We start from the raw sequence: 19,313 nt of genomic DNA on the forward strand, positions 1-19,313 counted from the left end.
AGACGATCGGGCTGCATGCCGGCTTGAACTTGCCTGGTGAGGGCAGCACAGTCGCCGCCGATGGCATGGCGCTCGCGTGTCAGTCCATCGGGTTCAGGTGACGGGGGGAGATCGGATGCCGATGAATTTTGCAGGACGGTTCAGCGATCGGGTGGCGGTCATCACCGGTGGCGCATCGGGCATTGGTCTGGCGGTGGCGCAGAGGATTGTCGAAGAAGGCGGACGGGTTTCGGTCTGGGATCGCGATCCCGCCCAGATCGAACAGGCCAAGGCCGTCATCCCCAGTCTTCACGGCATCGCTATCGACGTTGCCGATGCCGCAGGCGTGGAGCGCGCTGCCCGGTCAACGCTCGAAGCGCTTGGCGGTGTCGATATCCTGGTCACCAGCGCGGCGATCACCGGGCCGAACATGACGACCTGGAACTATTCGGCGGAAGATTGGCAGAAGGTCATCGACATCAACATCAACGGCGTCTTCTACTGCAACAAGGCGCTCGTGCCGCACATGCTCGGGCGCAACTATGGCCGCATCGTCAACATCGCCTCGATCGCCGGCAAGGAAGGCAATCCCAACGCCTCCGCCTACAGCACGTCCAAGGCCGCGGTGATCGGCCTGACCAAGTCGCTCGGCAAGGAACTGGCCAAGACCGGGGTGACGGTCAATTGCGTCACGCCGGCGGCCGTGCGCACCGCGATCTTCAAGCAGATGAGCCAGGAGCACATCGACTTCATGCTGTCCAAGATACCGATGGCGCGCTTTGGCGAGGTCGACGAGGTGGCGGCGCTGATCTGCTGGATCGCCTCGGAAGAGTGTTCGTTCACGACGGCCGCCGTGTTCGACGTTTCCGGCGGCCGCGCCACCTACTGAGGCAGAACGAATCTCAATTCCACGTGACGGTGCAACGGACGGAGCATGCGGGCGTATAGTTGGACGCCTCGAATCGACAAGTCGCGACAAGGTAGCGGGAACCATGACACGGAATGCAGCCGTCAGGCGGGAGTTTGCTACTTTTGCTTAGAGCCGAATCTGCCGCACTGTCCGACGATGAGCTTCTGGACCGCTATCAGCGCGCCGCCTTCGATTATTTCCTCGATAACGTGAACCCCGAAAACGGACTGGTCGCGGACACATCGCGGCCGAATTCGCCGGCCAGCATCGCTGTCGTCGGCTTCGCGCTGTCCAGCTATCCGATCGGCGTCGAGCGCGGCTGGATGACGCGCGATGCCGCCGCGAAGCTGACGCTGGCCGCGCTGCGTTTCTTCTCGACCAGCCGGCAAGGCAATAGCGACAACGTCACCGGCCATAAGGGTTTCTACTACCATTTCCTCGATATGCGGACCGGCCTGCGCGTCTGGCGCTGCGAACTGTCGATGGTGGATACGGCGTTGCTGATATCAGGCATGCTGGTGGCGAGCGCTTATTTCTCCGGTGACGATGACGAGGAAGCCGAAATCCGCCAACTGGCCGAGGCGCTCTACCGGCGCGTCGACTGGCGGTGGGCACAAGGTTCAAGCCCGACCCTGCGGCAAGGCTGGAAGCCAAAGAGCGGCTTTCTGCACTATGGCTGGGAGGGCTACAACGAAGCGACGATCCTCTACGTGCTGTCGATGGCCTCGCCTGACAGTCCAACCTCGGATAACAGCTACGAGGGCTGGACGGCGACCTATCAGTGGGAAAACATCTACGGCTACGACGTGCTGTATGGCGGCCCATTGTTCATGCACCAGTTCTCGCATGCCTGGATCGATTTCGCCGGCATCCGCGACGCCTTCATGCGCGAGAAGAACTCGGACTATTTCGAAAACAGCCGCCGCTCGACCTATCTGCATCGCGACTATGCGCGCCACAACCCTTACGGCTATGACGGCTATGAAGAGAACCTTTGGGGACTTTCGGCGGGCGACGGGCCGGGCGGCTTCCGCACCAGCGTGGAGCGACAGCGCCGGCGGTTTTCCGGCTATGCCGCGCGCGGCGCTCCGTTCGGGCCCGATGACGGGACGATCGCCCCTTGGTCCTATCCGGCATCACTGCCTTTCGCGCCGGAGATCTGCCTGGCGGCGCTGCGCCATCTCGGCGATCGCTACCCCGAGGTGATCGACAATTTCCGGCTGCCGAGCGGCTTCAATCCGACATTGGCGAACCGGCGTAAATTCGGGAGGCACGGCTGGGTGTCGGAAGGCCACTATGGGCTGGATCAGGGTATCGTGGTGATGATGATCGAGAACCATCGGTCAGGGCTGATCTGGAAGCTGATGCGGTCCAATCAGCATATCCGTCGCGGCCTGCACAAGGCCGGATTCAATGGCGGCTGGCTGTCTCAGCCGGCAAGCCCGGCGTCAGGTGGCGGCAATGTCGCGTGACCGGACCAGGACCACCGCCTTCCCCGTCGACAGCAACGACATCAGTCTGATCGCGAGCGCCCATCCGCCGCACTGGAAGAACCCGCAGCCGGACGGTCCCTACAACCTCGTCGTCATCGGTGCCGGGCCGGCTGGGCTGACTGCCGCCTACGAAGCGGCCGGCCTCGGCGCAAAGGTCGCGCTCATCGAGCGCAATCTGATCGGCGGAACTTGCGTCAATGTCGGTTGCATCCCGTCCAAGTCGATCATCCGCACCGCAAGGCTTTATGCCGACATGCGCGATGCCGAGAATTTCGGCGGCGACATGCCGGACCGTCTTCACGTCGACTTTCCGCGCGCCATGACGCGGATGCGGCAGATCCGGCAGCGGATCAGCCGCGCGGATGCCGCCGATAGGCTGGTTTCCGAAGGCATCGACCTTTATTTCGGCGAAGCGCTGTTTTCCGGACCGGACGCTGTCACGGTCGCCGGACAAACCTTGCGTTTCAGGAAGGCGCTGATCGCGACAGGCGCGCGCCCGAGGCTGCCGACGATTCCAGGCCTTGCCGAGGCCGGCTATCTCAGCAACGAGACCATGTTCGAGCTCACGGAGTGCCCGAAGCGGCTTCTGGTCATTGGCGGCGGACCGCTCGGCTGCGAGGCGGCGCAGGCCTTCTGCCTGCTCGGTGCCAAGGTCATCCTGGCGCAACGGGAACCGATGTTCCTGCCCGGCGAGGAACGCGACGCCGCCCAGATCCTTTCGGACGCGCTGGCGCGCGAAGGTGTCGAGGTTCGCCTCAACACCGAGGTGGTAGCGGTGCGAACGGAAGGCGGCAAGAAGCTCGCCGATCTGGTGTGCGACGACATCACGACAACGATTTCCGTCGACGAGATCATCACCGGCATCGGCCGATCGCCCAACGTCGACGGCCTCGACCTGGAAAACGCCGGGGTGGCATACGATGCCGACGGTATCAAGGTGGACGATTATCTCCGCACCACAAATCCGCACATCTATGCGGCGGGCGATGTCTGCCTCGCCTACAAATTCACCCACACCGCCGAGGCCACAGCTCGCATGGTCGTGCGCAATGCCCTGTTTCTCGGACGCAGGAAACTGAGCGAGCTGGTCATTCCGTGGTGCACCTACACCGATCCGGAGATCGCCCATGTCGGCCTCTATCCGGCGGAGGCGCGCCAGAACGGCATCCCGGTCAAGACTTATACGGTGCTGATGCACGATGTCGCCCGGGCGGTCATGGACGGCGAGGAGGAGGGTTTCGTCAAAATCCACGTCAGGGAAGGGTCCGACCGCATCCTGGGCGCCACGGTCGTCGCCAGCCATGCCGGTGAGATGATCAATGCGGTGTCGCTGGCCATCAAATCGGGCATGGGATTGCGTGCGCTGGCCGACGTCATCCATCCCTTCCCGACGCAGGCGCTAGGCATAAAGATGGCCGGCGACGCCTATCGGCGGACAAGGCTCACCTCATCATGGAAGCATCTGGCGGGCCGCTGGTTGGCGTGGTCCAGGCGATGGTGACATTCCGGCAGCCTGCCGCAGCTGGTGCGTCGGACATTCGGCGACGATGCGGCGCTTGACGAAAGCCTCGTCGACCATCTCGGATATCCGCCAAACGTCGGTGCCATCCAGAGGTTAGCCGGCTCTATATTTCCGCGGATCCTGCGGGCCCTGCCGACCGCGACTCCAATTTCGTGGCTGCCCTGTCAGGGTGCGTGCAGAAGTTCTTGCCGAATGGGCTCGAGATAGGTTTGCGGATGCAAGCGTCCCCAAACATGGTCGCGCTCGGTCAGGTGCTTAACCTGCTCTATCCAGCGCCTCGGCGCATCAGGGTCCCTGACCTCATGCCAGTCGTCGACGATAATGACCGGCAGACCCTGATAGAGCGGGTCGAGCGGCGAGGTCTTGGTGACGACGATGCAGCCGAGATAAAACAGCTCCCATGTCCTATGGCAGTCCAGGCCGTTGCCTTCGGTGGACAGCACAAGCGGGTATTGCGAGTACAGTTGCCAGATCGAGCGCTGCGAGACGCGTTTCGCCAGGAAATCGACATGCGGACATCCGCGCAGGGCATCAAGCAGTTCCCGGCGCTGTCTCGAGCCATTGCTGATGCTGAAATCAGAGAACAGTCTGGGCGGGCGGCGGTCCACGTGATCCTGCCGGGCGCGTATGATTTCCAGTTGCTTCACAAGCCCTTCCGGCGTGGCGAAGGACCGAGGCGTGTGAAGATCGAGCCCGATCGGGAAAGGCTTGACCCTGGGGTGACTGCCGTCACAATTCTGGCTGTACCAGGAGACCAGGAAGGGGTTGGCGAGAAGCTGGTCGACGGTGTCCTTCGCCAGATCAGACGGCACCGAAGCATCGCCATCGGTCGTCAGCAGCGTGAACGGTGCCGTGATCGTCGGCAACACGATCCTGACGAACGTGTCGAGATCACAGGTTTGCGCATCCCTGGACAAGGTGCTCAGACGCAGCCAGACGATGCCATGTGCGCCGCTGTAATGCTGGCGGAAAAATGCCTCGCTCTGTGTCGATGCGGTTGACGCGTTGCGATACCAGCGCGGCCCGGCGAAATCGCAGAAATGTCCGATCCCTTGCGACCAAAGCACGGGCGGAACGCCAAGAAATCTCAGCGCCCTGGAATAGACGGCTCTTTTGACTGCCCTTCGCAACCTGCCCATGGGCAACTCCTAGCGCGGATGCCAATACCGTTGCAACGTGCTGCCCGACATATTCGCCTTGAGCGGAACAAAGGCCAAAAGTTTCCCCGCAATACCCCTTCCGGCTCCGGAGAACCCAACTTACGACAGGCGCAGCCGCCGGCGAGGCTCGATCTACAGACTTGATTATGACAAAGTCGAAGGGCTTGCGGTCGGCGCAAGGCCGCACGTCTCAATCGTGCAATTCCCGCGATATCGGCGGCCCCACCGAAAAGCCGGAGAATGTGACCTCGAAGCCCTCGCGTTGCGGCGAACAGCACATCATGCCGACATCCACCGTCCTGGAGATCGGAAAGTAGGCAAGCCGCACAGGCTTCCAGTGGCCGTCGGAAGCATCGAGATACTGGACACGGATCGTTTCGGCGTAACGGGTCAACCGGATCCTGACGCCGCCCGGACCGGCATGAATTGCGACCAGCGACCAGTCTGACGTGTCGTTGGTGACCACGACGGAGAAATAGGCAAGGCCGTCGGTGTACTCGATGCCGGCCTTGATCCAATGGGTTTCGCTGAGCCGGACCATCAGCCCCGCCTGATCATAAAGCACCTCGTAGTCGCCTTTGACGGTGACCTCGGCGGTGAAATCGCCTTCGACGGGCCGGTGCAGGAAGTGGCCATTGTCGCGCCAGAAACCGTAGAAGGTCTCGCGCCAGAAATCGGTCTCCTTGCCGGTGCGCACACGAACGCTGTCGCCGTCGATAGAATGGTGCGGCGGCGGGTTAAGCCAGGTCAGGTCCTGCACTGTCATCCTTCGCGCCGCTCCAATCCAGATGTTCATGGCGGGGTTGCCGGCGTGGTCGGCAGTGACCGATCAGCCCGGCTGATCGGTCGACGGCCGATCAGCCTGCGAATGTATAGGCCGTCTTCACCGTGGTGTAGAACTCCGCCGCATAGCGGCCCTGCTCGCGCGGCCCATAGCTCGAACCCTTGCGGCCGCCGAAGGGAACATGGAAATCGACACCCGCCGTCGGCAGGTTGACCATCACCATGCCGGCCTCCGAATTGCGCTTGAAGTGCGTGGCATGCTTGAGGCTCGAGGTGCAGATGCCGGAGGTCAAGCCGAACGGCGTGTCGTTGGCAACGGAAAGCGCCTCGTCATAGTCCTTGACGCGAATGACGCTGGCGACAGGCCCGAAAATCTCCTCGCGCGAACTGCGCATGGCGTTGGTCGCCTCGGTCAGCAACGCCGGCTGCAGGTAGAAGCCCGGCGTCTTGCGGTCGAGCCGCTCGCCACCGAAGGCGAGCGTGGCACCTTCCCTGACGCCGATGGCGATATAGTCCTCGTCCTGCTTCAGCTGCGTCGCGTCGACGACAGGACCGATCTGGGTCTGCGCGTCGAGCGCATCGCCGATGACCAGTTTGCTCATGCGATCCTTGAGGGCGTCGACGAAGCGGTCGTGAATGCCGTCAGCCACAATCAGCCTGGACGAGGCGGTGCAGCGCTGGCCGGTCGAGAAGAAGGCACCATTGAGCGCGCAATCGACGGCGATCGCGAGGTCGGCATCGTCGAGCACGACCAGCGGGTTCTTGCCGCCCATTTCAAGCTGGAACTTGCGCATGTGTTCGATGCTTGCCGCAGCGACGCGCTTGCCGGTGAAGACCGAGCCGGTGAAGCTGATGGCGTTGACATCGGGACTGTCGAGCATCGCCTGACCGACGACCGAGCCCTTGCCCATGACGAGATTGAGCACGCCCTTCGGCAGGCCGGCGCGATGCAGGATGTCGACGATGGTCCAGGCGCTCTCGGGAACCAGTTCCGCCGGCTTGAAGACGACGGTGTTGCCGTGTGTCAGCGCCGGGGCGATCTTCCAGGCCGGAATAGCGATCGGAAAATTCCACGGCGTGATGATGCCGACCACGCCGACCGCCTCGCGCGTCATCTCGACGCCGACGCCCGGCCGCACGCTCGGCACGACCTCTCCGGTCAAACGCAACGTTTCGCCGGCAAAGAAGTCGAATATCTGGGCGGCGCGAATTGTCTCGCCGATGCCTTCGGCCAGCGTCTTGCCTTCCTCTCGCGCCAGATTGCGGCCGATCTCGTCCTTGCGCGCCAGAATCTCGTCGGAGGCCTTTTTCAACACCGCGTGACGCGCCAGCGGACCGGAGCGGGACCAAGCCGGGAACGCTGCCTTGGCCGCAGCGATCGCCTGCTGGGCCTGTTCGACACCCGCCGAGGCATAGTCGCCGACGACGTCGCCGGTATCCGAGGGGTTGATGTTGCGCGAACCGGGATCGCCGACCCACTCGCCATCGATGAGGTTCTTGCGAAACAGCGTCATATCGTGTGTTCCTGCTTGTTGGCCGCGCGGGCATCTGTCTGAACTGGTATTTGCCAGACAATTGCCTCGCGGGAAAGCAAACAGTGAACCGCCAGCCGCGACAAAAATCCCCGTGCCTGCGCCGCGCCGATGGCGGGCGACGACGATTCCCCATCGAGCCTCGATGCAGCCAACCTCCATCATGCATCAATCGGCTTGGGCCGATTCATCCTGTACACTTATGTCCATAGCCTTGATTTGCCTGAAGCAGCATGTCATGCGTCGTGTCGATGGCAGCTCTCGAAACGACGATTCAGCGCGCCGGCGCCACCGGCAACATCAAGGCCACTCGCGAAGACTGGCTGAAGCTTGCGCTTGAAACGTTGATCTCTGACGGAGTCGAACGCGTCCGCGTGCTGACGCTTGGCCAGAAGCTCGATGTGTCGCGCTCCAGCTTCTACTGGTATTTCAAGAGCCGGCAGGATCTGCTCGACCAGTTGCTGGATTACTGGCGGCAGACGAATACCAAATTCATCGTGGAACGCGCCAGGCGGCCTTCCGCCACCGTCATACGCGGGGTGATGAGCATTTTCGAATGCTGGGTGGACGAAAGGCTGTTCGACCCCCAGCTGGATTTCGCGATCAGGGCCTGGGCCCGTCGCTCGCCCGCCATCAGGCGCGCGTTAGACGAGGCCGACGAGGAGCGTGTCAACGCCATACGCGACATGTTCATGCGTCACGGCTACGACGAGGAGGATGCCTTCGTGCGGGCCCGCGTGCTGTATTTCATGCAGATCGGCTATTACTCGCTTGAGCTCAACGAGCCGATGAGCAGCCGCCTGCCTCACGTCGCCGGTTATCTGCGCAGCTTCACGGGCCAGGAGCCTCCGGCGGAGGATGTCGAGGACTTCTCGCGCTATGTCGAGAAGACGCTTTCGCGCAACCGATAGTACGGCCCGCCCGGTCGCCGCGGCCTGACGATTTCGCTTCGTGCATCGGCCCAATGGCAAGCACGGTTGCTGCCGACAGCAGCAGAGGAGCCCTCTGCCGTATCGGCGCAGAGCGGCGCACGGGCGCTCATTCCGCTGTCCGCCAACCTCTAGACACATATGTACAATACCGATAGGGTACGCCACACTGGCTGGGTGGAGTGCGACAGGATGAAATCCCAATATCGGGCGATCGTCATTGGCGGCGGCGTGGTTGGAGCCTCGGTGCTCTATCACCTGGCGAAGTTCGGCTGGAGCGACGTCGCGCTGATCGAACGCGAGGTGCTGACCGCAGGGTCGAGTTGGCATGCGGCCGGCGGGTTCCATGCGCTGAACGCCGATCCCAATATCGCCGCCCTGCAGGCCTACACGATCGACCTGCTCTCCGAGGTCGAGAAGGAATCGGGCCAGAGCATCGGCATGCACATGACCGGCGGTATTTCGGTCGCCTCCGCGCCGGAGCGCTGGGAATGGCTCAAGGCTTCCTACCGCATCTTCCAGACCATGGGCATCGACGATGTCCACCTGGTCGGAGTCGATGAGATCAAGCAGCGCTGCCCGATCCTCAACACCGACGGCATGCTGGGTGGACTCTATGCTGCGCGCGAAGGCCATATCGATCCCTCGGGCGTCGTGCACGCCTATGCCAAGGCAGCCAGGCTGCGCGGCGCCGATATCATCGAGCACAACCGCGTGCTGGCACTCAACCGCCGCGCGGACGGCGGCTGGGACGTAGTCACCGAGAAGGGCACGGTCATTGCCGAACACGTCGTCAATGCCGGCGGGCTGTGGGCCAAGCAGGTCGGCCGGATGGCCGGCATCGACCTGCCGGTGTCGCCGATGGAGCACCATTATCTCGTCACCGAGGCGCTGCCCGAAATCCAGGCGCTGGACAAGGAATTGCCGCTGATCGTCGATCTCGAAGGCTTCACCTACATGCGCCAGGAACAGAAGGGCCTGCTGCTCGGCATCTACGAGATCAACCACAAGCACTGGAACATGGATGGGGCGCCGTGGGATTACGGCATTGAACTGATCCAGGAAGACACCGACCGCATCGCCGACGAGTTGGCCCTCGGCTTCAGCCGATACCCCTGCCTGGAGAATGCCGGCATCAAGCGCTGGGTGAACGGCGCCTTCACCTTCTCGCCGGACGGCAATCCGCTGGTCGGCCCGGTGCGCGGGGTTCCCAACTACTGGGTGGCGTGCGGCGTCATGGCCGGTTTCCTGCAAGGCGGCGGGGTCGGCAAGTCGCTTGCCGAATGGATGATCCATGGCGAGCCGGAAGCCGATGTCTACGGCATGGACATCGCCCGCTATGGCGATTTCGCCTCCAACCGCGAATACATCAGGCAGACCACCGGGCAGTTCTATTCGCGCCGCTTTGTCATGAGCTATCCCAACGAGCAGTTGCCGGCGGGGCGGGCCTTGAAGACAGCCGGCGCGCATGACGCGATGGATGCCGCCGGCGCGCGCTGGGGCAATTCATGGGGCATGGAAGTGCCGCTCTATTTCGCGCCGCATGGCTTCGTCGAGACACCGACGCTGAAGCGCTCCAACGCCTTCGACATCGTCGCACAGGAGTGCCGCAAGGTGCGCGAGGGCGTCGGTCTGCTCGATATCACTGCCTTCTCGCGCTACGAAATCGCCGGGCCGCAGGCGGAAGCTTGGCTCGACCGGTTGCTTGCCTGTGCGCTGCCCAAGCCGGGTCGCGCCAAGCTCGCGCCTATGCTCGGCGAAAACGGCAAGCTCAAGGGCGACCTCACCGTCTTCAACTGGGGCGATGGCTCCTGGTGGATCATGGGATCCTACTATCTGCGGCAGTGGCATATGCGCTGGTTCGAGCAGCATATGAGCGACGGCGTCACCGTCCGCGACATTTCAGACGCGGTCGTCGGTTTCTCGCTGGCTGGTCCCAATGCGCGAATGCTGCTTGAGCGCCTCACACATCAGGACGTTTCGCACGAGGCCTTTGGCTTTCTAGCCTGCAAGACATTGGATGTCGGGCTGGTGCGGGCCAAGGTCGGGCGGCTCTCGGTCATCGGCGAACTCGGCTACGAGATCCATTGCCAGGCCAATGAGCACGCGGGCCTGCGCCGCGCGCTGCTTGCCGCAGGCAGCGATCTGAGCGTCACCGAATACGGCTTCGGCGCGGTCAATTCGCTGCGGCTCGAAAAGAGCTTTGGTATCTGGTCGCGCGAGTTCACGCAGGACTATACGCCCGATGAGACCGGGATGGACCGCTGGATCGCTTTCGACAAGGGCGATTTCATCGGCCGCGAGGCGGCCCGGAAGGAGCTGAAGGCTTCATCGAGGCGCACGCTGGTGACGCTCGAAATCGACGCGGTGGACGCCGATGCCAGCGGTTACGAGCCGGTCTGGTATAGAGGCAAGCTTGCTGGCTTCGTCACCTCGGGCGGCTACGGCCATACGGTCGGCAAGAGCCTCGCCATGGCGCTGGTCGAGCGCGAGGTGGCTGATATCGATACGCAGTTGACAACCCACATCGTCGGCGTCGAAAGAGGTGCGCGCGTCATCGCCTCGTCGCCATACGATCCGCTGGGCAAGGCGATGCGGGCACGACCGATCGAACCGGTGACGGCGGTGCGGAAGACCATGCGATGATCCACGTTTCTTTCCGAAAATCAGGCCTGTCCGGCACGTCATGACCACACGCTATTCCGCCTTTTCGCTGTTCAAGGAGGGCCTGGCCGGCCAAACCGGCTGGCAACCGGCGTGGCGCTCGCCCGAGCCGAAACTGTCCTATGATGCGATCGTCATCGGTGGCGGCGGCCATGGGCTGGCAACGGCCTATTACCTGGCCAAGAACCACAACATCACCAGCGTAGCGGTGCTGGAAAAAGGCTGGATCGGCGGCGGCAACACCGGCCGCAACACCACCGTGGTGCGCTCCAACTACTATTATCCGGAGAGCGTCGAGCTCTACGGGCTGGCGCACCGGCTCTATGAGGAATTGTCGAAAGAGCTCAACTACAACGTCATGCTGTCGCAACGCGGCATGGTCAATCTCTGCCACTCGACCGGCGAGATGGAGATCGGCGCCCGCACCGTCAACGCCATGCAGATCAACGGCATCGATGCGGAGCTGTTTTCGCCTGACGATGTGCGCCGGGTGGCGCCGATCTACAATTTTTCACCGGACGCACGCTTCCCGGTGTTCGGCGGTATCTGGCAAGGCAGGGCCGGAACGGCACGCCATGACGCGGTCGCCTGGGGCTATGCGCGGGCCGCAAGCCGACTCGGCGTCGACATCATCCAGAACTGCGAGATCACCGATTTCATCATCGAGGGCGGCCGCTGCCGTGGCGTCCAGACCTCGCGTGGCGCGATCCGTGCCGAGCGTATCGGCATGGCGGTGGCCGGGCATTCTTCGGTGCTGGCGGCCAAGGCCGGCTTCCGCCTGCCGATCAATTCCTATGCGCTGCAGGCCTGCGTTTCCGAGCCGGTCAAGCCGATCCTCGACACGGTGGTGCTGTCGCCCGGCTGCGGCGTCTATGTCAGCCAGTCGGACAAGGGCGAGATCGTCATCGGCGGCGGGCTCGACCGCATCCCCTCCTACGCGCAGCGCGGCAATCTGCCGACGCTGGAGGGGGTGATCGCCGGCCTTTTGGAGATGTTCCCGATCTTCGGCCAGCTCAAGCTGATGCGGCAATGGGCTGGGATCGTCGATGTCGTGCCGGACTCCTCGCCGATCATCGGCCCCTCGTCGCTGCCCGGCCTGTTCCTCAATTGCGGCTGGGGCACGGGCGGCTTCAAGGCCATTCCCGCAGGCGGCACGCTGCTGGCGAACCTGCTGGCGACTGGCGAACACAACCACATCAGCCGTCCATTCGACCTTGATCGCTTCGCCAGCGGGCGGCTGATCGACGAAGCGGCCGGCTCCGGCATCGCGCACTGATGCATGTCGCCCAAAAGTACGCAGCGGTTTTGGGAGAACGACATGCATAAAGACGAAGATTGAGGATCCTATGCAGCTCTTTCCTTGCCCATTCTGTGGTCCGCGCGACGAAACCGAATTCCACTATGGCGGCGATGCCGGCAACATCAGGCCGGATGGCGCCGACGTGCAGATCGATCGCTGGGCAAACTATCTCTATCTGCGCACCAATCCGAAAGGCGCGGCGCGCGAGATCTGGGTCCACATGATTTGCGGCGAGTTCTTCGTCATGGAGCGGGACACCATCACCCACAAGGTGCTGTCTTCGGCCGCTCTCGATGGGGAGCATGCCGCGTGACCGCCTCACGTCTTGCCACCGGCGGCAGCGCCATCGACCGCTCGCGCCCGATCCGCTTCAGCTTCGACGGCACCATCGTGCAAGGCTTTGCCGGCGACACCATCGCCTCGGCGCTGCTGGCGGGTGACGTCGCGGTCGTCGGCCGCAGCTTCAAATATCACCGGCCGCGCGGCATATGGGGCGCCGGCGTCGAGGAGCCAAATGCGCTGGTCGATCTCGGCGGCACGCGGGCGACGCCGAACACCCGCGCCACGACCGAGCCGGCGCGGGACGGACTGGTGGCGAAAAGCGTCAACGCCGCGCCCAGCGCACTGGCCGACCGCAACGCCTTCCTGGACCGTTTTGCGCGCTTCATCCCGGCCGCGTTCTACTACAAGACCTTCATGTGGCCGGACTGGCACAGGTTCGAGCCGCGCATCCGCGCCATGGCGGGGCTGGGCACAGTCGATGCTGACTGGACCTCGCCCGGCATGGCCGACCAGATCAACCATCATTGCGACGTGCTGGTGGTGGGCGCGGGGCCGGCAGGGCTGGCGGCGGCAAGACTGGCGTCCGGTGCTGGCCTGACCGTCGCACTGGTCGACGACCAGCAGAGCCCCGGCGGATCGCTCGGCCATCGTGCCGCGGAGATCGACGGCAAGCCGGCGGCCGTATGGGTCAAGGAGACGATTGCCGAGCTTGCGGCTGGCGGTCACCTCATCCTGCCTTCGACCACCGCCTTCGGCATTTACGACCACAATCTGGTCGGGCTGAACCAGCGTCATCTCGACGGCCGGCCGGATACGCTGTGGCGCGTCAGGCCGCGCCAGATCGTGCTGGCGACCGGCGCCATAGAGCGACCGCTGCCTTTCGCCAACAACGATCTGCCGGGCATCATGTCGGCGGATGCGGCGTTCGCCTATCTCCGGCGCCACGCTGTGCTGGTCGGCCGCCGCATCATCGTCGCCACCAACAATGACAGCGCCTATGAGGTGGCGGGGGCGCTTGCCGAGGTCGGCGCCGAAGTCAGGCTTGTCGATATCCGGCGTGACGGCACGCCTGCGGCGGCGGCCAATGTCCGGCTGATCAAGGGGCGTTCTCTCGCATCCGCCAGCGGCAAGCTGCGCGTCGACGGGGTGACGCTCGACGACGGCACGAGGTTCGATGCCGATTGCGTTGTGGTCTCGGGCGGCTGGACGCCGACCATTCATCTCTTCGGCCAGGCCAAGGGCAAGCTCGCCTGGAGCGATGCGCGCGCGGCCTTCCTGCCGGGCGAACCGGTCGGCGGTATCGCCGTGGTCGGCGCCGCAGCCGGCGCGGTCTCCTTGTCGGAGGTGTTTGCCGGCGTGGAAAAGGCATTCGCCGGCAAGGAGAACGCGGCAACACCACGCAGCACCGGGCCGGAGGCGACGGACGGCATTCTCCCGGCCTGGCCGATGCCGGGCTCGAAAGGCCGCATCTGGATCGACTACCAGAACGACGTGACGGTGAAGGACGTCGAGCTGGCCGCACGCGAAAACTTCGTCTCGGTCGAACATCTGAAGCGCTACACCACGCTCGGCATGGCGACCGACCAGGGCAAGACCTCCAACCTGCCCGGGCTGGCGCTGATGGCAGGGATTACCGGCCGCACGGTGCCGGAGGTCGGCACCACCACCTACCGGCCGCCGTTCACGCCGGTGCCGCTGGCAAGCTTTGCCGGCGCGCGCGTCGGTGAATTGATGGCGCCGGTACGGCGGCTGCCGCTCGAAAACGTCCATCGCGCCAGCGGCGCTGTCTTCCAGGAATATGGCGGCTGGCTGCGGCCTGCCCACTATGGCGGCAACGCGGACGCGGAACGTTCGATCGCGGACGAGGCGCGACGTGCGCGCCAGTCGGTTGCGCTGTTCGATGGTTCGACGCTCGGCAAGATCGAGGTGATCGGGCCGCAGGCGGCGGCGTTCGTCGATTTCCTCTACTACAACACCATGTCAACATTGAAACCGGGCCGCTGCCGCTATGGCTTCATGCTGTCTGAGAACGGCGTGGTCTTCGACGACGGCGTGCTGGTGCGGCTGGACGAGCATCGCTTCGTCGTGTCGTGCTCGTCCTCGCATGTCGCCGCCGTCCATGCGCGGCTGGAGGAATGGCGCCAGGACCGTTTTGGCCGCGGCGCCGTCTACATCCACAACGCCACACCGGACATGGCGACACTGACCGTTTCGGGGCCAAATGCCCGCAAGCTGCTGGAAAAGCTGCATCTTGGCCTCTCGCTCGACGATGCCGACCTGCCGCACATGGCGATCGGTCATGGCACTTATGCCGGCGACGAAGTCCGCATCGCCCGCGTCAGTTTCACCGGCGACAGGAGCTACGAGATTTCGATCCGGGCCGACCACGCCGAGCCGCTATGGGCGCATCTGCGCGAGGCCGGCCAGGCGCTCGACGCCATCGTCATCGGCCTGGAGGCGCTGATGATCCTGCGTGCCGAAAAGGGTTTTATCGTCATCGGCAAGGACACCGACGGCACCACATTGCCGCATGATCTCGGCGTCCACGGTCCGCGGGCGAAACGCAAGACCGAGTTCGTCGGCCGCCGCTCATTGTTCACCGAGGAGGCGTCGCGTGACAATCGCATGCAGCTTGTCGGGCTGGCGGTGCCGCAAGGCGAAGCACCGCTGCCGACCGGCGCGCATGGCATCAAACGGATCGACGGCAGATTGCGCAGCCAGGGCTTTGTCACCTCGAGCTACCAGAGCCCGACGCTTGGCCGCCCGGTTGCGCTTGGGCTGATAGAGCGCGGCGAGACGCGGCACGGCGAGACGATCGACATCCAGTATCTCGGCAAGATCAGCAAGGCGACAATTACCGCCCCTTGCGCCTTCGACCCGGCAGGAGACCGGCTGCATGCGTGATCTCGCGGAAAAATGGTCCGTTGCACCGGACTGGCAATCGGCGGTGATCAAGGTGCCCGGCCTTGTGGTACGCGCGGTCTGCGGCCTCAACCAGTTGCTGGTCAGCGGCGACCTCGACGCGTGGGCGCGGGCTTCGAGCGCCGACGGGAACGGAGTCGGAGCCTTTGACACCGCACAAGGTGACCGCTATGCGGCGCGACTGGCGCGCGACCGGCTGCTCGTCGTCTCGAACAGCCCGCTTGCCATCGCCTCGGGCTGGCACATAGACGGGTTCGCGGTGACGGCGATCAGCGCCGGGTTGCAAATGTTCGAGGCCGAGGGCACGGCGCTCGACGCTTTCATCGCGCGTGGAACGACGCTCGATCCCAGCCAAGCGAGCGCCAGTGCAGCGCTGTCCTTCGCCGACATCAGCGCCGTCGTCTATCGCCATGACGCCAAGCTGCGCATCCATGTCGATCGCGGTCTTGCCGCCTATCTCTGGACATGGATGGAAATTGCCGCCGGCAACATCGCCGCAGGATCAGCGAAGTAGCCGGTTACGGCTGGTCAGAGTGTGAACGACCAGAACAGGCAGGCCAGCGTCGCGGCGGCAAAGACGGCGAAGAACAGGCTGCGCAGCAGCACGTTGCGGCGCAGCTCGTTCATGACGAAGTGACAACCGGCGATCGCCGCGGCAAACAGGAACCGCCAGTTCAGCAATGTCCACACGGCGCTGCCCTGCCCGAACGCCCATCTGGCGACCAGACAGCCGACGATGGTCGCAAACAGTGCGATCACGGTCCAGAAAAGGGCATCGGCGGCATGGGTCAGGACGATACCGGCCGCCCTTATCGGCAGGATCATCATCAGCATCGCGCTGAAGAAATAGACGGCGGCAATCGGGATGAACACGCCGGCGTCGGCAATGCCGTCAAGGCGCCTGACGCCGATCGCGCCATAGGGATAGCCGTGCCTGGCGACAGCCAGGCTCAACGCCATGAGCAAGGCGGTCAGCACGGCGACCAATGCGAAGGATGTGAGGGCTTTGCTCATGACGTTCCTGTCCCAGACGAATCAGACAGGAACGGTTTTAGCGGTCGGTCGTAAATTGCGCGTAAGCGGGGGCGCTGCCCTCACGGATTTCGTTCAGTTCAATCTGGCTGACGACAGGCTATTCAGCGGCGATCCGGCCTGCCGAACGATTGGCCAGCACAAAGCCGACCTCGTCGACCGCCTGCGCCGCACGCTTAAGGATCGCCTCGGAGCGCAGCACGCCGTCGGTGAAATCCTTGTCGGTGGCGTAGACGGCGGTGGGCAGCGCAAAGGCCTCGAAGAAGCCGAACAGCGGCCGCAGCTGATGCTCGACGATCAAGGCATGGCGCTCGCCACCGCCGGTCGCCGTCAGCACGATGGGCTTTCCCCGCAATGCCGCCGGATCGATCAGGTCGAAGAAATGCTTGAAAAGGCCGGTATAGCTGCCCTTGTAGGTCGGCGAGCCCACGACAAGCACGTCGGCGGCGAGGATTTGTTCCAGGATCGCGTGCGCCTGGCCGTCGAGATCGCGGGCCCATTTCGCCGTTCCCAGCGACGGCCCGAGATCCTCGATATCATAGGTGCTCGCCGATAGGCCGTGGCTGGCGGCGATGTCCCTGGCGATCAGATCGACGAAGGCGCGCGTCTTTGACGGCCTGGTGATGTTGCCGGAAAAGCCGACGACTGTTGGATTTGACATGGCAGTGGCCTCTTGGATGGTCGAAGGTTTGACGTGGCGGGCCGCCAGCCCGCCGGTGGGAAATCAGCTCCAGGCGTGCAGCGGCGGATTTTCGCCGTTGAGGAAATATTTGCCGAGGATCGAGTATTTCCAGCGCACCGGATCGTGCAGCGTGTGCGTGCGCGCGTTGCGCCAATGCCGGTCGAGATTGTGCTCGGCCAGGGTTGAGCGGGTCCCTGCCAGTTCGAACAGCTTGTTGGTGGCGGCGATGGCGATCTCTGTCGACAATATCTTGGCTTCAGCAGTGACGATCTGGGCGTGCGCCACCGTCTCGGCTGTCGGCTCGGCCACTGCCCGGTCGATTGCATGACCGGCCTTTTCGAGCAGCGCCTGCGCCGCGTGCAGGCGCAGCGTCAGGTCGCCGATGGCCTGAATGGTGTAGGGATCGTCCCAGGCGTTGTCGACGCCGCTGTCGATCCAGGCGCGGCTTTTGGTCCTGACGAAATCGACCGTCTCGTCGATCGCCGCCTGGGCGATGCCGGTGTCCACGGCCACCTGGATGATCTGGAAGATGGCGCCGTCGGCGGTCGGTTTGTCGTAGCCCTTGTAGCCGGGTACCAGATGCGTCTTCGGCACCTTGACGTTGTCGATGATGACGGTGCCGGACAGGGTAGTGCGCTGGCCGAAGCTCGACCAGTCGTCGATGACGGTCAGGCCGGGTGCGCCGCGGTCGGCGATCGCATACCAGGCGCGGCCCTCGTCATCGAGCGCCACGATCGGCACCAGATGGGCGAGCAGCGCGCCGGACGAATAGAATTTCCGGCCGTTGACGACCACATGATCGCCGGCATCGGTGAAGCGGGTCTCAAAATCGGCGGCGCGCTTGGAGCCGAACTCGGAAAAGGCGTTGCCGAACCGGGTGCCCTTCAGCGCTTCGGCGAACAGCAGCTTCTGCTGGTCCGCGTCGGAGACGGTGCGGATGGCAGCGACGACGCCGAGATGGTTCTGCGCAACCTGGCCGATCGAGGAATCCGCCGCCGAGATGATCTCGATCACCTTCGCCAGCGTCGCATAGGACACCTCCGGCCCACCGAATGCCTTGGGTACATTGATCGACCACAGGCCGCTTTGCGAAAAGGCATCGAGTTCGGCGACCGGCCAGATCCGTTCACGGTCGCGCCGGGAGGAGTTCTTAACGAATTCGGCGGCGAGCGCATGGGCAACCGCAATCGCCTCGGCGTCGTCCTTGATGATGTGCGCCGGGGCGGTCGGCCTTGCGACTGGCGGCACGGCGGCGGAAGCCTTGTCGGTCTTGACGGTCGAAACGGTCATTTCACTGCTCCTTGGGATTTCGATTCAGGCAACGGCGTGGAGATGGGCGGGCTTGGTGGCGGGTGACGCCTGTTGCCCGGGGTTCGATTGACCGAGATAGAAGGCCCTGATGTCCTCGCGCTGGCGAAGCTCGGGGGCCGCGCCGGCGAGAACGGAAACGCCGTTCTCCAGCACCGTGGCATGGTCGGCATATCGCAGCGCCACTGCGGAGTTCTGCTCGGCGACCAGGATGGATAGGCCAGTCTCGCGGTTGAGTTTTTTCAAGCTCTGGAAGATGTCCTGGACGATGATTGGCGCGAGCCCCATCGACGGTTCGTCCAGGACGAGCAGCCGCGGCCGCGACATCAGCGCCCTGCCGATGGCGGTCATCTGCTGTTCGCCGCCGGAGGTCAGGCCGGACAATGTCCGGCGTTTTTCCCGAAGCCTCGGGAAATAGCCGTAGATCCGTTCGAGATCCCCGTTGATCTCGGCGCGGCTGCCGCTGCGGCCGATGCCGCCGGCGATCAGATTCTCCTCGACGGTGAGGCTTTTGAAGCAGTGGCGGCCTTCCAGCACCTGAACCAGCCCGGCGCGCACCAGATCACCCGGTTTGCGGCGCGAGACATCCGAGCCGTCATAGCGGATGGTGCCGGCATTGACCTGGCCGCGTTCGGCCGGCAGCAGGTTGGAGACGGCCTTCAGCGTCGTGGTCTTGCCAGCGCCATTGGCACCGAGCAATGCCAGTATCTGGCCGCGCCTGAGCTCGAAACTGACGCCATGCAGCGCCGTGATGGCGTGGTTGTAGGTGGCATGGACCGTGTCCACAGCAAGAATGACGTCATCGTTCGGCATAG

General features: G+C 63.9%; 16 protein-coding genes. 9 read left to right on the plus strand and 7 right to left on the minus strand.

Translation table 11 applies throughout. The features are described 5' to 3' along the window. Positions 1 to 115 precede the first annotated feature (115 nt). The 3 genes from EN955_RS02005 (at position 116) to EN955_RS02015 (ending at position 3,883) form a co-directional block, all read left to right on the plus strand. Positions 116 to 868: an SDR family NAD(P)-dependent oxidoreductase gene (locus tag EN955_RS02005; RefSeq protein ID WP_024501862.1), complete on the plus strand. Its 753-nt coding sequence runs from the start codon at positions 116 to 118 to the stop codon at positions 866 to 868. 143 nt (positions 869 to 1,011) lie between these two features. Further along, positions 1,012 to 2,361, plus strand: a complete 1,350-nt coding sequence (locus EN955_RS02010; RefSeq protein WP_024501863.1) for a glucoamylase family protein — start codon at positions 1,012 to 1,014, stop codon at positions 2,359 to 2,361. Beyond that, positions 2,351 to 3,883 carry a mercuric reductase gene (locus EN955_RS02015; RefSeq protein ID WP_024501864.1) on the plus strand — a complete coding sequence of 511 codons (1,533 nt, stop codon included), beginning with the start codon at positions 2,351 to 2,353 and terminating at the stop codon, positions 3,881 to 3,883. The genes EN955_RS02010 and EN955_RS02015 overlap by 11 nt, the downstream gene beginning before the upstream one ends. A 185-nt stretch (positions 3,884 to 4,068) precedes the next feature. Here EN955_RS02015 and EN955_RS02025 read toward each other — a convergent pair whose 3' ends face one another. The 3 genes from EN955_RS02025 to EN955_RS02035 all read right to left on the minus strand — a co-directional run bounded on the left by EN955_RS02025 (position 4,069) and on the right by EN955_RS02035 (position 7,361). Further along, positions 4,069 to 5,043 carry a hypothetical protein gene (locus tag EN955_RS02025; RefSeq protein WP_024501865.1) on the minus strand — a complete coding sequence of 325 codons (975 nt, stop codon included), beginning with the start codon at positions 5,041 to 5,043 and terminating at the stop codon, positions 4,069 to 4,071. Between the two features lie 211 nt (positions 5,044 to 5,254). Beyond that, positions 5,255 to 5,830 carry a DUF1349 domain-containing protein gene (locus EN955_RS02030; protein ID WP_013528144.1) on the minus strand — a complete coding sequence of 192 codons (576 nt, stop codon included), beginning with the start codon at positions 5,828 to 5,830 and terminating at the stop codon, positions 5,255 to 5,257. A 91-nt stretch (positions 5,831 to 5,921) separates the two neighbouring features. Then, entirely contained in the window at positions 5,922 to 7,361 is a 1,440-nt protein-coding gene (locus tag EN955_RS02035; RefSeq protein WP_024501866.1) for an aldehyde dehydrogenase family protein, read from the minus strand. A gap of 269 nt (positions 7,362 to 7,630) precedes the next feature. Between EN955_RS02035 and EN955_RS02040 the strand changes: the two genes are divergently transcribed. From EN955_RS02040 to EN955_RS02065, 6 genes are all read left to right on the plus strand, one after another. Next, positions 7,631 to 8,290 carry a TetR/AcrR family transcriptional regulator gene (locus tag EN955_RS02040; RefSeq protein WP_024501867.1) on the plus strand — a complete coding sequence of 220 codons (660 nt, stop codon included), beginning with the start codon at positions 7,631 to 7,633 and terminating at the stop codon, positions 8,288 to 8,290. A 210-nt stretch (positions 8,291 to 8,500) separates the two neighbouring features. Beyond that, positions 8,501 to 10,954 (plus strand): FAD-dependent oxidoreductase, encoded by a 2,454-nt coding sequence (locus tag EN955_RS02045; protein ID WP_024501868.1) that lies wholly within the window; start codon positions 8,501 to 8,503, stop codon positions 10,952 to 10,954. Between the two features lie 40 nt (positions 10,955 to 10,994). Further along, the gene (locus EN955_RS02050; protein WP_024501869.1) at positions 10,995 to 12,248 is read left to right on the plus strand and encodes a sarcosine oxidase subunit beta family protein; all 1,254 of its coding nucleotides are present in this window, start codon (positions 10,995 to 10,997) and stop codon (positions 12,246 to 12,248) included. Positions 12,249 to 12,318: 70 nt separating this feature from the next. Continuing rightward, entirely contained in the window at positions 12,319 to 12,585 is a 267-nt protein-coding gene (locus EN955_RS02055; RefSeq protein ID WP_024501870.1) for a sarcosine oxidase subunit delta, read from the plus strand. Beyond that, positions 12,582 to 15,458, plus strand: coding sequence for a sarcosine oxidase subunit alpha family protein (locus tag EN955_RS02060; protein WP_024501871.1), 2,877 nt, complete (start codon positions 12,582 to 12,584; stop codon positions 15,456 to 15,458). Before EN955_RS02055 ends, EN955_RS02060 begins: the two co-directional genes overlap by 4 nt. Beyond that, positions 15,451 to 15,990, plus strand: coding sequence for a hypothetical protein (locus EN955_RS02065; RefSeq protein ID WP_024501872.1), 540 nt, complete (start codon positions 15,451 to 15,453; stop codon positions 15,988 to 15,990). Before EN955_RS02060 ends, EN955_RS02065 begins: the two co-directional genes overlap by 8 nt. A gap of 14 nt (positions 15,991 to 16,004) precedes the next feature. On the opposite strand, the gene EN955_RS02070 is transcribed toward EN955_RS02065, so the two are convergent. The 4 genes from EN955_RS02070 to EN955_RS02085 form a co-directional block, all read right to left on the minus strand. Further along, a complete protein-coding gene (locus EN955_RS02070; protein ID WP_024501873.1) occupies positions 16,005 to 16,490 on the minus strand; it encodes a hypothetical protein in 486 nt (161 codons plus the stop codon). Positions 16,491 to 16,608: 118 nt separating this feature from the next. Next, positions 16,609 to 17,169 carry an FMN reductase gene (msuE, locus tag EN955_RS02075; protein ID WP_024501874.1) on the minus strand — a complete coding sequence of 187 codons (561 nt, stop codon included), beginning with the start codon at positions 17,167 to 17,169 and terminating at the stop codon, positions 16,609 to 16,611. Positions 17,170 to 17,232: 63 nt separating this feature from the next. Next, positions 17,233 to 18,480 (minus strand): SfnB family sulfur acquisition oxidoreductase, encoded by a 1,248-nt coding sequence (locus EN955_RS02080; RefSeq protein WP_024501875.1) that lies wholly within the window; start codon positions 18,478 to 18,480, stop codon positions 17,233 to 17,235. A gap of 24 nt (positions 18,481 to 18,504) precedes the next feature. Then, complete coding sequence (locus EN955_RS02085; protein ID WP_024501876.1) at positions 18,505 to 19,311, minus strand: ABC transporter ATP-binding protein; 807 nt, start codon at positions 19,309 to 19,311, stop codon at positions 18,505 to 18,507. Positions 19,312 to 19,313: the final 2 nt, after the last annotated feature.

Source organism: Mesorhizobium sp. M7A.F.Ca.CA.001.04.2.1, from assembly GCF_003998485.1.
Lineage (GTDB): Bacteria > Pseudomonadota > Alphaproteobacteria > Rhizobiales > Rhizobiaceae > Mesorhizobium > Mesorhizobium ciceri.

What these genes read in the sequence shown, in the direction of transcription:
- EN955_RS02005 (WP_024501862.1), top strand. Translation starts at nt 116, where the DNA reads ATGCCGATGAATTTTGCAGGACGGTTCAGCGATCGGGTGGCGGTCATC.
- EN955_RS02015 (WP_024501864.1), top strand. Translation starts at nt 2,351, where the DNA reads ATGTCGCGTGACCGGACCAGGACCACCGCCTTCCCCGTCGACAGCAAC.
- EN955_RS02025 (WP_024501865.1), bottom strand. Translation starts at nt 5,043, where the DNA reads ATGGGCAGGTTGCGAAGGGCAGTCAAAAGAGCCGTCTATTCCAGGGCG.
- EN955_RS02030 (WP_013528144.1), bottom strand. Translation starts at nt 5,830, where the DNA reads ATGACAGTGCAGGACCTGACCTGGCTTAACCCGCCGCCGCACCATTCT.
- EN955_RS02035 (WP_024501866.1), bottom strand. Translation starts at nt 7,361, where the DNA reads ATGACGCTGTTTCGCAAGAACCTCATCGATGGCGAGTGGGTCGGCGAT.
- EN955_RS02040 (WP_024501867.1), top strand. Translation starts at nt 7,631, where the DNA reads ATGGCAGCTCTCGAAACGACGATTCAGCGCGCCGGCGCCACCGGCAAC.
- EN955_RS02045 (WP_024501868.1), top strand. Translation starts at nt 8,501, where the DNA reads ATGAAATCCCAATATCGGGCGATCGTCATTGGCGGCGGCGTGGTTGGA.
- EN955_RS02050 (WP_024501869.1), top strand. Translation starts at nt 10,995, where the DNA reads ATGACCACACGCTATTCCGCCTTTTCGCTGTTCAAGGAGGGCCTGGCC.
- EN955_RS02055 (WP_024501870.1), top strand. Translation starts at nt 12,319, where the DNA reads ATGCAGCTCTTTCCTTGCCCATTCTGTGGTCCGCGCGACGAAACCGAA.
- EN955_RS02065 (WP_024501872.1), top strand. Translation starts at nt 15,451, where the DNA reads ATGCGTGATCTCGCGGAAAAATGGTCCGTTGCACCGGACTGGCAATCG.
- EN955_RS02070 (WP_024501873.1), bottom strand. Translation starts at nt 16,490, where the DNA reads ATGAGCAAAGCCCTCACATCCTTCGCATTGGTCGCCGTGCTGACCGCC.
- msuE (WP_024501874.1), bottom strand. Translation starts at nt 17,169, where the DNA reads ATGTCAAATCCAACAGTCGTCGGCTTTTCCGGCAACATCACCAGGCCG.
- EN955_RS02080 (WP_024501875.1), bottom strand. Translation starts at nt 18,480, where the DNA reads ATGACCGTTTCGACCGTCAAGACCGACAAGGCTTCCGCCGCCGTGCCG.
- EN955_RS02085 (WP_024501876.1), bottom strand. Translation starts at nt 19,311, where the DNA reads ATGCCGAACGATGACGTCATTCTTGCTGTGGACACGGTCCATGCCACC.